This is a genomic window from Cryomorpha ignava, assembly GCF_010686655.1.
GTDB classification, from domain to species: Bacteria; Bacteroidota; Bacteroidia; order Flavobacteriales_D; family Cryomorphaceae; genus Cryomorpha; species Cryomorpha ignava.
This window is the reverse complement of record NZ_JAAGVY010000034.1, coordinates 40,088-53,945: the sequence shown is the minus strand read 5'-3', so window position 1 is coordinate 53,945 and position 13,858 is coordinate 40,088. Positions and strand designations below refer to the sequence as shown.

The following is a 13,858-nucleotide window of genomic DNA, read 5'->3' as shown; positions in this document are numbered from 1 at the left end:
GTAGAACCTATGGCCTGGCTTACTGCCGTGCTTGGCAAAATCGCCGATCATCCGGTCAACAAACTTTTTGAACTCTTCCCTGGGAATATAGACATACCAGAAAAGTTAACAAGCTTTGGTGAGTTGGAAAATCAGGCGGTGTAGTTGGTCGGGTGGATACGTTTTTTTTGATTTGATAAAGAATGCTATAATGGCCTATTGCTAACACTCTCGTTTGATTAAATATCGTTAGCTTCCCTATTTCAGGATAGATTCTTAATAAATCTGTCCTTCGTCTAAGAGCTAAATTGAGCTTTTTTGAATATGCCGCGTTCTTATTTCGTTGATTCCAATAGTAAAAAAATTTTATCTCGTTGGTTTCTGGCAATACTTGTCCAAAAAACCTTTAGTCCATCCATTTCGAGTCATCTTTTCTTAGGTCAGATTCAGAAATTAAATTACCATTGGCAATATCTTTTTCACTCATTTCCAGCATTTTGATCTGGTAAGAATTTAAATGCACTCGCTCTTCAGTTACATCTGAATTCAAAATTGTTTCTATTACTTCCAACAAATCTTCATCCTGTAACAGCATAATTCTTTCGGTGATCCTACTTTTCAAAGATTTTAAAGTACTCATAAGCAATTATTTTAAAGAAAATTCGACATTTTAAACTGATCTTGCAACTATTGTTTGTAGCTTTTTCAATACTCTCAATAATTATGGGTATGAGTTTACTTGATTTCTTGGGAGAAAAGGTTCTTGGAAACCCAGAGGAGTGATTTGAATCAGAATAAGGGAAAATAGCCTTATATTTTAACACTATTCCATTATAGTTATGCTTTAAGCGGAATGTATTCAGTTAAAGTTATACTCTGGGAAAATTTTCTGATCTCCGAGAGATTAAAACTGTTGAGATATTACAATCAAGCTGCACAAATGTATTTCTGGCGAACCAAACAGCGACAGGAAATAGATTATCTGGAAATAGCGAGAGACAAACTTTCCGCTTTTAAATTTAAATGGAATCCCAATAAGAAAATTTACTTTTCAAAAACGTTTACTTCCAATTATAATGCTGATGTGAAAGGAATAACACGAACTAATTTTCGAGATTTTGTGATGTCTGATAAATTGGTATGATCAGGTATGTTAATCAATCAGGTGTGTTAATCAATATTGAGCCAGCTAACTTAAAAAATCCAAATAAAGTCATATCAACCCTACGACGAACTTACTTCACATCAAGCACCAGCAACTTCTCACCTTCAATATAAGCCTCGAGTTTATCGCCAATAACACATGAACCAACACCCTTTGGTGTACCGGTCATAATCATGTCTCCAATTTTCAGAGTAAAATACTTTGAAACATAAGCTATTATCTCATCAAAGCTGAAAATCATATCAGATGAATTTCCGGATTGAACGCATTCGCCGTTTTTATAAAGCTCAAATTTAATCGCGTTTTTATTAGGCAAATCGCTCACTGAAATGAATTTGCGACCCATAGGTGCCGAGTGGTCAAAAGCTTTTGCCTTTTCCCAAGGTAGGCCTTTTTCCTTAAACTTTTGCTGTAAATCGCGTGCCGTGAAATCAATACCGATTCCTATTTCGCTGTAATATTTATGCGCAAACTTTTCTTCGATGTGCTTTCCAAGTTTGCTTATCCGGATTACCAGCTCCACTTCAAAATGTAAATCGCTGGTGTGATCGGGATAAATAAACGGATGATTCTTTGGCAATAAAGCCGTTTCAGGTTTTAGAAAAACCACGGGCTCTGTGGGTACTTCGTTTATTAATTCTTTGGCGTGTTCGGCGTAGTTTCTGCCAATACAGATTATTTTCATTGCTCGTAACTCAATCGCTCTTTAATATCTTTCAATACTTTTTTGGTATAAAGCGGAAAATCGCCATTTAGCATCCAGCCGTAATATCCCGGCTCTGTCTTCAAAACTTCCTTTACCGTTTTTCCTTTGTGCTTTCCGAAATTAAAAATCTCTTCGTCCTTGTCGTTGTAGATTATCCTTCCCAGCATATCTACATTGCGGTGGCGCTGCGATGTAAAGTGCAAATGCTGCATATCGTTTGCCACAGGTTTTATCATATTCCCATCGCGATCTTCTATTTCGGTGTCGGCATATTTCTCAAGCTGTGCCATAAAAACGTCGTGGGTGGCTTCCACATCGGCCATAGCTTCGTGGGCATTTTCCATATCCTTTTTGCAGTAAAACTTGTATCCGGCCTTGAGTGTACGCTGCTCCATAAGGTGAAAAATGTTTTGTACATCTATCAAGTTTCGGCCTTCTACGCTAAAGTCAATTCCGCAGCGTAAAAACTCTTCTGCGAGAATCGGCACGTCAAATTTATTGGAATTAAAACCTGCTAAATCGCAATCAAATAAGAACTTAAAAAGCTTGCCCGATAGCTCTTCAAAAGTGGGAGCATCTTTTACATCTTCATCGAATATCCCATGTATTGCAGAGGTTTCAGCGGGAATAGGAATACCGGGATTGATCAACAAACGTGCTTTGCCCAACGCTGGATCTGGGCGTTTTTCGATATGACCGTCAGGAAAAACTTTCAATATGGCTATTTCTACTATTCGGTCTGAAGCTACATTTACTCCGGTGGTTTCCAAATCAAAAAAGGCCAAAGGTTTTTTTAGGTTCAATTGCATTGCTAGAGGTTTTTGTTTTTTAGTCCGGTTGTGTTTTTATGAAATGCAGTGTTTCTCACTGCCTATTGGACTGTAGTTTTATAAATCTGACATTATTGTCTTGCCGAGTGTGAAACTTGTTGACTACCAGCACTTCTGTATAAGGATTGTAACCTGGTGCATCGATGTAAATGAAGTATTTTCCGGGGTGAAGTGCCAACACATATCTTCCGGTAATGCGGTTTGGATAATAACTTCCCACAGGCTCATCAAAGGCATCTCTTATCTGGAGTTCAGGCATCGCTTCTCCTTGTGGCAGGGATACATTTAGCACAAAAAGGGCTGGACTGTCACTTTCGGTTTTCTCGTAATCAACCTGATAAATGTCCAAATCGCCATATGTATCCGTGCGCAAGGCGGCCATTACAGCCGTTTTTCCACTTTTCATAAACGAAATATTCTTTTCGTCGTTTGGACTGTTGATGGGATAGCCCATATTTTGAGGCTTTGTCCACTGCTGGCTCTGTTCATCCCAGGTAGAAAAATAGAGGTCGTAACCGCCCATTCCCGGATGCCCGTTTGAGCAAAAGTAAAGTGTATTCCCATCGGGCGAGAGGGTAGGGTAATCTTCGCTCAGCTCGGTATTAATTTCTTGCCCAAGGTTAATCGGTTCTTCCCACTCATTTATTCCATCACGTTTTATCATATAGAGATCAAAATCACCTGTTCCGCCAGGTCGATTAGAACTGAAAAGCATCGTTTGTCCATCCTGCGAAAGCGAACAAGATGATTCAATTCCCACACCATTAATTCCATCGCCGAGACGTTTTGGATCAGAGTATGTCTTGTTTTTGTAAATGCTTGTAAAAATATCGCCCACATCGCTTACATGGTCAATATAAAAAAACAGGGTGTCGCCTGTGCTTGTCAATCCCACTGTTTGCTCATCATAAATGGTATTGATTTTATCGCTTAGCCTATCGGCAAAAAACCATTTACCATCCTTGCGAAACGACATCATAATATCAGACGGATAGTACCCGTCAAACTCGGGATGCGAACCCGGACGAACCTTGCGTCGGGTAGTGAAAACCATGCGCGATCCATCGCTGGTTACAAAGGGATTGTAATCGGGATAAGTACTATTAATGTTTTCGCCGAGATTGGTAAAATTCACATTTACAGGGTATTTCAATAAGTCCTGCGCCGTATTGCAGTCGGCTTTTATCTTTTCGTATTCCGCCTTGTTTTTATCCTTTTTGCCCGCAACCAATCTGTATTTATGCAGATAATGAAGAGCAGATTCATAATCTAAATGATGCGTATGAGCCCGCGCAATCTGCAAGAGGAGACTATTGTCAAATTTTCCTTCAGCTTCTGATTTCAACAAATAATCCAGCGCCAGCTTGGGGTCTATATTGGTGCGCAAATAACTCAATCCTATATTAAGATTATACTCCGGATTATTTGGCTCTTTTTCCAATAGCGATGAATACAAGTCAATGGCTTTGAAATAATTGCCATCTAAAAATAGTGAATGGGCTTCTTTCGGATTTTGACCTTTCGCAGAATTGACAAGACAGCATAAAAGTACACTGACAATGATAAGAGTATGTGGGGCTTTCTTAAACAATTCTCTTGTTTTATGCGAATGTAACTTCTTCCTTATAAAAAACAGTATTCTATCGCGTAATATTAGGCTTATTCGGCTTTTACATCGATGTACTGATACTTTTCATATGTATCCTTCCCGGTTTTATAGTCGCCTTGATACTCTGGCCCCTGCACTAACCCTTTTACAGATTTAAATGAAAGCTTTGCCGGGTCTATTCCATAACTCTCTGCATTGTCGAGAATTTTCTGCTTACCGGCTTTCGCTCTATCATCTGCAAGTACCTGATTGCTTTCAAAACTGCTCGTAGGTACTTTAGAAGCGCTTCCAACAATCGTAATCTCCGCTTTTCCCTTGGCTGTAACTAACTTGTTAAGTCCCTTCATAAAGTTAGCGTACATTACTTCTTCCTTACCAATCGTTTCCTGATTATAACCAAAGAATTTCATAAAAGTTGCCGGTATTGCATCGCCAGATGTAGACGACATTATTACGGCTGTTCCATCTGTACTTACGATCAAAGGGCTAAGCAAGAGTTCTTTTATGATTTCCTGATAGTCGAGATCGCAGCCAATAGAGAACGTATCTCGTGCAGCGATCTTTCCATTAATTTGATAATCAACATCATATTGATTACAGGGAGGCAAAATGGCTATAAAAACTCCGTCGCGGGCACGTGGAGTGTACGTTTGCGAATTTCCGGTTTTACGATTGGTTACATAAATCACAATATCATCAGGGAGTTTATCACCATCGGCAGGAATGATTGTTCCTTTAAGCACGGCAAGATTCACAGCCTGCGGATCGGGCAGGTTTATCATATAGATATCTTTTTCGCCAAATCCTGAATCGCGAACAGATGAATAATACGCCCTCTGGCCGTCGGCCGATGTTACAAAAAATACATCGTCATCGGTAGTATTTATGGGGTATCCAATATTTGTGGGAGCTGACCATTCCCCATCATCGCCAATCTTGCTGTACATAATGTCAAAACCACCAATGCTACTATGTCCTTTAGAGCTGAAATACAAAATTCGACTATCAGGCGAAATAAAAACGGCATCTTCATCAAATTGGGTATTGATTTTCGGCCCCAGATTAGAAGGTTTGCTCCATTTGCCATCAGGCAGCTTATTTGCTTTGTAAATATCACGGCCACCCATTCCACCGCTTCTGTTGCTTACGAAATAAATAGTTTGTTCGTCGGGCGTAATGGCAAGATGCGTTTCCCAGGCAGATGAATTTATACCATCAGGCATTGGAGCTGGCTCACTCCATATCTCACCTACAAGCGTACTCTGATAAATGTCCCCTCCATTCACATCTTTGTAAAGATATAAGGTTTGCCCATCTACAGAAACGTTCATCGTGGCGGTATGCGCCGTTGTATTGATACTAAGCAATTCAGGCTCTTGCCAATTTCCATCACGGTCTTTGTATGAAGCATAAATGTCTTCGAAATAAAGGCCGGTCAATCTGTCTTTTGCTCTAAAATTCGAACTATCGGGACGAAGACGTGCAGATGTAAAAAACAAAGCATTCTCATCTACCGATATAACCGGCGAAAAATCGGGATATTCTGAATTTACTACCGATCCAAGGTTCTTAATTTCAAACTCAACCGGAATTTTCATCAAAACCTGGGCGTTATTTATTTGTTGCATGCCCAGCTCGGCCTCCGGGTATAGAAAATGTTTTATGGGTGCATTTCTGATAAAGAGCTCGTAATATTCTTCTGCTTTTTCGAGTTTGTAGTTCAGGTGAAGTGCCTTGGCATAGTAGAAATAAACCTCTACAGGCACTTTTTTCTCATATGGACTTATAGGGTCGTAATTCTTGTCAACTTCACTTGTGGCTGCCTTCTGCAAAAAAGGGAGAGCGGCACTTTTGCGGTTAAATGATTGCAAGTAAGCACGACCTGCCTTGTAATTTATATTTGCATTGTCGGAATAATCAGTGGCCAGCTGTGTCCAGATAATGAAACTTTGATTTAGTTCATTTTCTTCATCCAGCCTTACAGCTTCCTGAAATTTGCTTAAAAAACCTGACTGCTGGGCTTCAAGGCTCGAGCTAATAAAAATTAGCAACGCGACCGGTAAAAACGGACGTAGTATTTTATTGAAATTCATTTAAGGCGATCGTTAAGAATTCCAAAGCTAATATAAACCTAGATGTTTCTTAAATAATCAGCGTCAAATTTCCCTGTTTACGTCAAAATTCTCCAGATAGTCGGCAACCTTTCGTACAAAAGTTCCACCAAGAGCCCCGTCAATAATGCGGTGATCGTATGCGTGAGACAAAAACATCATCTGTCTGATACCAATAAAATCACCTTGTGGAGTTTCAATTACAGCCGGCTTTTTGCGAATAGCACCTACAGCCATAATTGCAGCTTGTGGTTGATTGATTATAGGCGTACCCATCACATTTCCAAATGTTCCCACATTCGTCATGGTGTAAGTACCACCCTGAATATCTTCCGGTTTAAGTTTGTTTTCGCGTGCACGATTTGCCAGGTCGTTTACTTTTTTAGCGAGACCAACCAGGTTTAGCTGATCTGCATCGTGAATAACGGGAACTATCAGGTTACCACTTGGCAAAGCTGCAGCCATACCGATATTAATGTGCTTTCGCTTAATAATATTTGTGCCATCAGTAGAAATATTCACCATCGGCATGTCTTTGATAGCCTTTACAATGGCCTCGATAAAAATCGGCGTAAAAGTTAGTTTCTCACCTTCGCGCTGTTCAAATTTATTTTTCCATTTGTTTCTCCACGTCACGATATTAGTCATATCTACTTCTACGTAAGAGGTTACGTGTGGTGAAGTGTGCTTGCTCATCACCATGTGCTCAGAGATCAGCTTGCGCATCCTATCCATTTCCATGATCTCGTCATCGGGACCTGCAATAACCATTGGGCCTTTTGACGCCTGCTTTTGTGAGGCAGGGGCGGGGGTATTCGATTTGGCCGCTTGGTCTGATTTCTCCTGTGGAGCAGCTTTTCGCTCTGTATCAGCAGTAGCGCCGGTACTTCTATTTGGAATATAACTTAAAATGTCTTTCTTGGTCACTCTACCATCTGTTCCCGAGCCATCTATTTGCTCGAGTTCATTCATGGCGATTCCTTCTTTTTTGGCAATATTACGTACCAACGGCGAGTAAAATCTTCCCGAAGGACCCGATTTTGAAACAGGTTCGCTGCTTCCGCTCATTACGGGCTCACTTACTCTTTCGGCACCATTGCTTTGCGCAGTAGCCGTTTCGGCAGGTTTGGGTTTGGCTTCCGCCGAAGATGGTGCAGCAGGTGCAGAGCTCTCGCCACCTATTCTTATAATTGCTATTGGCTGACCTACTTCTACTACGTCACCTTCTTCGCAAAGGCGCTTTACCAATATTCCATCTTCTGGCGATGGTACTTCACTATCAACTTTATCTGTTGCGATTTCAATAATCGGTTCGTCGGCTTCTACAGAATCTCCTTCGTTTTTAATCCAACTAACAATCGTTGCTTCGGCAACACTCTCGCCCATTTTGGGCAGCAGAATTTCAACATCTGGCATAGTTTCTTTTTCTTTATTGGCACTGCAAAATTAGTTGAATTATCCTGATTGACAATCAAACTGTGGTGCTATCTATTCCTTCCTACCCAAATTTCTGAATCCGGCTGTAATAATAGACAGATCATTTCGAGTGCTGTATTCACGTGCATACACTGCATTGAGCTTTTTGGCAGTTTCGTCGGGGGCTTTAATTCTCTTTAAACGGTCTAATGGGCCAAGAACACCTTTTTTTAAATTGGGGAGTTGAAGGTCAGTACTTTGTGCAACCGAATATCCTACCCACGATTTTTGCCCAAACAGTACCGAAAAGATGTTGGTTAAAAAACCCAGTTTATTTTTTACGCCCCAAATCAGCACAGGTAACCCAATTAACAAAACGAACGAAAGCAAAAAGTCGAGCAGACGCTTTTTACGTTTATTCTTTGGTTTGCTCACTGCGTCAATGTCCATTATAAACAGATCGCCACCCTTTTCAATAGAGTTGCTACCTATAATATAAAGGCTTTCGGGCGGAGCAATTTTAAAATCCATTTTCTTGCGTTCTACAGATGCCATCAAGCTAATGATGCGGTGAGAAGGTACGTCTTCGCCACTAAAAATGACGGTATCGAGTTTATAAACTTCAGTTACTTCTTGCAACCTATCGGCCTGCGACGCATTTCCTTCCGAAGGCTCTTGCGGCGATATTTGAAAAATAGATTTGATCGGATTTCCGGCTTCTTCGAGCAAATTACGGATTCGTGTAAATTCTGCAGTATTTGCCACAATACCCACACGCTGCTGCATTGGGCGTCCCAATCTATAATTATCAAACCGCAAGAAATGCAGCATTGCTCTGAATAAAATATAAACCAAAGCCGTACTTACTGTTCCTAGTAAAATCAAGGCACGAGAAAAGCGCAAATTTTCGGGCAAAAGGGCGTAGGAAGCCAATATTACGATTGTACCTATTAGTACCCCTCGAAGAATACGCAAAAGGTTTACCGGTTTGTCGTAGCCTCCGTTTAAAAATACGCTTCCCATCCAAACAAAGGTATACGCTGCAAATCCATAATATATCATTTGCGGATGGTACTCTATATGGCTGTAATTTTGATAAATACTTTTGCTGTAAAGCAAAGTTGCAAAAATCATGATTGCATCTAAAACCGGTACAACTGCTTTTTTAACAAACCTGCTTGCAATAGCAATTGACGCCCGCAGATAGATGGCCATATTGATCAAGAACGAATACGTTTTTGCCAGCCTCGCTGAAAAATGCTTGTTGGCAAAAATCAACATCGCCCTATAAAATACGAATACGTAGTTAACGCTGCTCTTTTTGGTGCTTTCGCCTTTGTAATGGATAATGCGCGTGTCTGGAAAATAATAGTTTTTGTAGCCACCAAGAACGATGCGATATGAAAGGTCAATATCTTCACCGTACATAAAAAAGGCTTCGTCGAGTAAGCCTACTTTATCGAGCGTTTCCTTGCGCATTAGAATAAAAGCGCCAGAGAGAATAGGAATTTCGTGAATTTCATCCTTGTCTAAATAGCCAAGATGGTACTGTCCAAATACTTTTGACTTTGGAAATAAGGCAGAGAGCCCGAATATTTTGTAAAAAGCCACGGCAGGAGTGGGGAGTCCGCGCTTGCTCTCTGGCAAAAACCGGCCTTTACCATCTATCATTTTCACACCAAGGCCGCCGGCATCGGGGTGAGAGTCCATAAACTCAACCGATTTCACGAAAGTATCTTCTTCTACAAGTGTATCAGGATTAAGCAGTAAGACATAGCGGCCGCTGGCAATTTTCATCGCCTGGTTGTTGGCCTTGCTAAAACCCAGATTTTCCTTATTGGCAATAAGCTTTACCCATGGGAATTTTTGGCGCACCATTTCTACAGACCCATCCACAGAATCATTGTCGACCACAAAGACTTCACAATCCATATTTTCGGAAGCGCGCAAAACACTGTGCAGGCACTGCTCTAAAAAATAGGAAACGTTGTAGTTGACAATAACTACGGTCAAATCTGTCATTGATTACAACGATTTATCGTAAAGTGTTCGGTGTAATATAGAGCGACCCAGGGTAACTTCGTCGGCGTATTGAAGCTCATCTCCCACAGCCACACCACGTGAAAGGGTTGAGATTATAACATCGGCACGTTTTTCGAATTTCTTGTATAAGTAATATGCCGTTGTATCTCCTTCCATGGTTGGCGAAAGAGCGAGGATAATTTCTGTCGTTTCAGCGGAAGCTGCACGATCTATCAATCCGCCAACATTTAAATCAGTAGGTCCAATGCCATCCATCGGCGAAATTTTTCCGCCCAAGACATGATAGAGTCCTTTGTACTGGTGGGTTGACTCCAGCGCCATAACATCTCTAATATCTTCTACTACGCAAAGTATTGCTTTATCTCGTGCGGGATTGCTGCAAATCTGACATATTTCGGTATCAGAAATATTGTAACACAGGCTGCAAAGCTTAATATTCTTCCGCAACTCGGTAATGGCAGATGTAAACCGCTCAACTTCCTCTTCGCTTCTGCCAAGTAAATCAAGCACATAGCGCAAAGCGGTTTTACGACCAACCCCCGGCAGCGATGCCACTTCATTTACTGCAGCTTCAATATACTTTGATGGAATCATTTTGCAAAGATAATGGATAGCTTGGAGTATTGGGTATCGAGTAGAGAGTATATAGTAATGTGTAGCCCCGTCGATTCATCGCGGGGCATTCTCTTTGATTTATCGCGGAGCCATCAATTTATCAAAAAAAATATTCGATTTGAATCTTGAACATTTTAAACCTGGCGGGACGCCAGATAAAACCAGCCTCGCGAGACGCGAGCCTGTGCGCAGTGAAGCGAGCCTGTGGGCTATCAAACGACCCCTCCGAAAATAACCAGCCTTCAAAATCAGTATTAACTATCCATCTGTAACTATTCTGCTAAGTTCTTCGTCATATTGTTAAAAACAGGTTTTATAAATGCGTCTAAAAACCTGTCTCAGAACTCAATTAAAATAAGTTGTCGCTAGTTTTCATAGGCTAAGTTTTTAAAAGACAACGACGTAGCAGTCTCGCCTGTGGTGGTGCGGGACTGCTTTTTTTAGTTTTAACACTTAATTTGAGGCAGTTAATATTGAATCTGATGAGTCCAGATAAAGCAGATTGATATCTCAAAGTCCTGAATGCTGCATTCACTAAACCCAACCTGAAAGTGCTTCCATTGGAAAGTAAAATCCGCGTTACGAATTACAAGAATCTGTTGAATTTAATGAAGGGTGTTTTGACAAACTAATGAGAATACGTAATAAATGAAATGATCATAAACTAATCCCACTTTCTAGTTTTGACTCCGTTAGATTTAAAGTATCATGATTGCTCAATAAATTTCTCAAGTATGAGTCCACTCCGACAACCCAGAATTCCATGATTACGCCCTTCGATTGTGAGACCGTTACACTAAGTTTTCACCTTTTTCGCCCCTAACCTCTAAAGGGGAACTTGTTGAAATTCAGTGAATTCCTAAACAATGCAAATAGTGAATTCTAAGACAATTTACTTATCGGAGTGGACTCAAGTATTAAATTCTTAATAAGAAAATGGTAGTTCGATCATAACGATTTGCACTCCAGGCAATCAAAAAAGCCGACCCGTTTCCGGATCGGCCTCCTCTTAATTCAACTCACATAAAAGTTTTATTATTTGAGTTTTACCTGGCAGCTTGCCATATGTGTTTCGCCATTAAGTATTTCAATGACATATAGACCGCGGCTTAGTTTTTCTTTAGGTTTGTATGACATGGTGATTCGTTTACTCACCTCTATTCCTAGTTCAATGGGTTCAACACTTGCAGTAAGAAGCCCCTCGTAAGTATCCAATCCGTAGGCAAGGGAAGGATCTGTTTTATCGATTACTTTTCCACTTGGAGTTTTAATTTTGAACTGTACGTTTTCGGCTATTCCTGCCGGAAGATCGAAGGCCAAATTGAGGTTTCTAGTTTTGCGGGCTACCACCGTTAATTTTTGGTTCTTTTTAGTAGCCTCTACTTCATAATTGTTCAACCCCATTTGTTTCATCAAAGCCATATTTGAAGCCATTTCTTTTGATTTGCTATTGGCATCAGCCAGTTGACTTGTTAGCGTGTTTTTCTCAGATTCCAATCCTTTTATCCGAGCGTTCATTTCAGCTACCTGGCCATCTAAATCCGATTTAATTTTTTGAAGCTCTGCGAATTTCTGGTCCACTGATTTTTTATTTTTCAATGACTTTATTTCTTTTTCTTTTTTAGTCAATGCAGTATTAGCTTGAGCTAGAAGTTTGTCCTTTGCAACGCTCATACCCATTTCTTTTTGAATATTACCTTTCATTTGTGCTATTTCCTTTTCAAGTATTAGCTTTTGTGATAACAGAGTTTCTGAGGTGAGTTTGCTGCCTTTTAGCAGTTGCTCTAACGATTGATTAGAGTCATGGAGATACACGGCGCCACCGAGTGAAAAGAAGAATAATAAAGTACAAACTATGGCTATAATTTTTGTTTTGCTTTCTGACTTTTTCATGATAGTAAATTTTTATGTTTTATTTACAATGCAAAAGTGCACTGCTGAAATAAGTGCGGCATGAAAACCAGATTAAAAAGTGATTAAAATTTAAAGTTTAGACAGAAACTGCTGTATCACGCATTCAAATTGGGAAGGTAGAGGATAAACACAGCACCCTTGTTTAATTCAGACGTGACTTCAATGTGTCCATCATGGATTTCAGTTATACGCTTTACCAGCGATAAGCCTATACCATGCCCTCGTCGTTGCAGCGCATTTCTGCCCCTGTGAAATGGCTCCCATATTAAATGAATATCGTCAGAGTGAATTCCAATTCCCGTATTGGCAAAGGTAGTTTTCAAATTACCAGAATCGCTGTACATCGAAACTTCAACTGTATGATTATCACTGTATTTGCAACCGTTGTCCATTAAATTAATGAGTACAGTTTTAAGGAGTTGTTCGTTTCCATTAACCAGAAATTTGTTCTCATCATTTATCTCTTTGGCTACATTTACCTTAATCTGGTACAATGAACTTCTCTTTAATACTTCAGTTCTTGCCTGCCAAATCAATTCATCTACCCGCACAGGGCGCAAATTAGAAATGGCGCTCTCTGAACTGGCTTGAGCAAGCAGAAGGAGACGGTTAGATGTATGGTTCAAATTTTTAATATCATCTAAAACAGAATGAAGCGTCTCAGAATATTCAGAAGTGCTGCGTTCTTTTAAGAGCAATACTTCTATTTGACCAGTTATAGCCGTTAGTGGCGTTCGCAATTCATGCGATGCGTTTGAAATAAAATCTTTTTGCATTTTAAAAGCCTTTTCCAGCCGGTCCAGCATCTTGTTAAACGTTGTAGCAAGGCGTGCAATTTCATCTTCAGAGGCGTCGGTTTTAAGTCTTAAATTGAGGCTGCTTATCGTTATGCGATCCACTTCGGAAACAACCCGTGAAATGGGTCTAAGAGCCCGCCCGGCATAGAGCCAACCCGTGAGACTTGCAAGCCCGATTCCACTAATAAACACAATGAAAAGGATATTTCGTAGATTTTTCAATTTACTCAAACCGTACGTATCCTTTGCGGCAGTAATTACTACAAATCTGTCATACCGATCGGTGTACATGGCGCCCAGCACCTCATATCCTTTGGTTTCGAAACGCACTTCGCCTTGGAGCCTTATTTCATCAAGTAAATAGCTGCTGATCTGAATTATGTTATCGCGATCTGTATTAAAGAGAATTTCGTTTGCAAAATTGTAAATGATAATTTTCTCTTCGGATAGGCTTTCCGGGTTGTCAAGCTCTATTCGCAATAGTAATTCGGCATCTACTTCTTCAACTTCAATGAGCAACTTTGCCGTATTCCGCCCTTTGCTTCGAAGGCGATTGTAAAAATCTTCTTGTCTGTAATTAGACGAAAAGTAAAATATGGAAAGAGAAGAGAGAAGCAAAATGATCGCTACAATGCCTACAAAAAGAAAGGTGAGTCTTTTTCGGATTTCCATT

General features: G+C 40.3%; 11 protein-coding genes. 1 reads left to right on the top strand and 10 read right to left on the bottom strand.

Annotated features, from left to right (window positions below):
- Positions 1-385 precede the first annotated feature (385 nt).
- Positions 386-601, bottom strand: a complete 216-nt coding sequence (locus G3O08_RS15300; RefSeq protein ID WP_163286263.1) for a hypothetical protein — start codon at positions 599-601, stop codon at positions 386-388.
- A gap of 231 nt (positions 602-832) precedes the next feature.
- Here G3O08_RS15300 and G3O08_RS15295 point away from each other — a divergent pair, with 231 nt between their 5' ends.
- Positions 833-1,123: a DUF4143 domain-containing protein gene (locus tag G3O08_RS15295; RefSeq protein ID WP_163286262.1), complete on the top strand. Its 291-nt coding sequence runs from the start codon at positions 833-835 to the stop codon at positions 1,121-1,123.
- Between the two features lie 91 nt (positions 1,124-1,214).
- On the opposite strand, the gene G3O08_RS15290 is transcribed toward G3O08_RS15295, so the two are convergent.
- From G3O08_RS15290 to G3O08_RS15250, 9 genes are all read right to left on the bottom strand, one after another.
- Entirely contained in the window at positions 1,215-1,829 is a 615-nt protein-coding gene (locus tag G3O08_RS15290) for a fumarylacetoacetate hydrolase family protein (protein WP_163286261.1), read from the bottom strand.
- Positions 1,826-2,659, bottom strand: a complete 834-nt coding sequence (locus G3O08_RS15285; RefSeq protein WP_163286260.1) for a 3'-5' exonuclease — start codon at positions 2,657-2,659, stop codon at positions 1,826-1,828. Before G3O08_RS15285 ends, G3O08_RS15290 begins: the two co-directional genes overlap by 4 nt.
- A gap of 55 nt (positions 2,660-2,714) precedes the next feature.
- Positions 2,715-4,271, bottom strand: a complete 1,557-nt coding sequence (locus G3O08_RS15280; protein ID WP_163286259.1) for a PD40 domain-containing protein — start codon at positions 4,269-4,271, stop codon at positions 2,715-2,717.
- A gap of 68 nt (positions 4,272-4,339) precedes the next feature.
- Positions 4,340-6,382: a TolB-like translocation protein gene (locus G3O08_RS15275; protein ID WP_163286258.1), complete on the bottom strand. Its 2,043-nt coding sequence runs from the start codon at positions 6,380-6,382 to the stop codon at positions 4,340-4,342.
- Between the two features lie 63 nt (positions 6,383-6,445).
- Entirely contained in the window at positions 6,446-7,816 is a 1,371-nt protein-coding gene (locus G3O08_RS15270; RefSeq protein WP_163286257.1) for a dihydrolipoamide acetyltransferase family protein, read from the bottom strand.
- 72 nt (positions 7,817-7,888) lie between these two features.
- Entirely contained in the window at positions 7,889-9,838 is a 1,950-nt protein-coding gene (locus G3O08_RS15265; RefSeq protein WP_163286256.1) for a glycosyltransferase family 2 protein, read from the bottom strand.
- A 3-nt stretch (positions 9,839-9,841) separates the two neighbouring features.
- Positions 9,842-10,453 (bottom strand): recombination mediator RecR, encoded by a 612-nt coding sequence (recR, locus tag G3O08_RS15260; RefSeq protein ID WP_163286255.1) that lies wholly within the window; start codon positions 10,451-10,453, stop codon positions 9,842-9,844.
- 1,056 nt (positions 10,454-11,509) lie between these two features.
- A complete protein-coding gene (locus G3O08_RS15255; protein ID WP_163286254.1) occupies positions 11,510-12,367 on the bottom strand; it encodes a coiled-coil domain-containing protein in 858 nt (285 codons plus the stop codon).
- 116 nt (positions 12,368-12,483) lie between these two features.
- Positions 12,484-13,857 (bottom strand): sensor histidine kinase, encoded by a 1,374-nt coding sequence (locus G3O08_RS15250; protein WP_163286253.1) that lies wholly within the window; start codon positions 13,855-13,857, stop codon positions 12,484-12,486.
- Position 13,858: the final 1 nt, after the last annotated feature.

Coding starts and splice junctions, on each gene's coding strand:
- G3O08_RS15285 (WP_163286260.1), bottom strand. CDS start 2,659: ATGCAATTGAACCTAAAAAAACCTTTGGCCTTTTTTGATTTGGAAACC.
- G3O08_RS15290 (WP_163286261.1), bottom strand. CDS start 1,829: ATGAAAATAATCTGTATTGGCAGAAACTACGCCGAACACGCCAAAGAA.
- recR (WP_163286255.1), bottom strand. CDS start 10,453: ATGATTCCATCAAAGTATATTGAAGCTGCAGTAAATGAAGTGGCATCG.
- G3O08_RS15275 (WP_163286258.1), bottom strand. CDS start 6,382: ATGAATTTCAATAAAATACTACGTCCGTTTTTACCGGTCGCGTTGCTA.
- G3O08_RS15295 (WP_163286262.1), top strand. CDS start 833: ATGTATTCAGTTAAAGTTATACTCTGGGAAAATTTTCTGATCTCCGAG.
- G3O08_RS15250 (WP_163286253.1), bottom strand. CDS start 13,857: ATGGAAATCCGAAAAAGACTCACCTTTCTTTTTGTAGGCATTGTAGCG.
- G3O08_RS15255 (WP_163286254.1), bottom strand. CDS start 12,367: ATGAAAAAGTCAGAAAGCAAAACAAAAATTATAGCCATAGTTTGTACT.
- G3O08_RS15270 (WP_163286257.1), bottom strand. CDS start 7,816: ATGCCAGATGTTGAAATTCTGCTGCCCAAAATGGGCGAGAGTGTTGCC.
- G3O08_RS15265 (WP_163286256.1), bottom strand. CDS start 9,838: ATGACAGATTTGACCGTAGTTATTGTCAACTACAACGTTTCCTATTTT.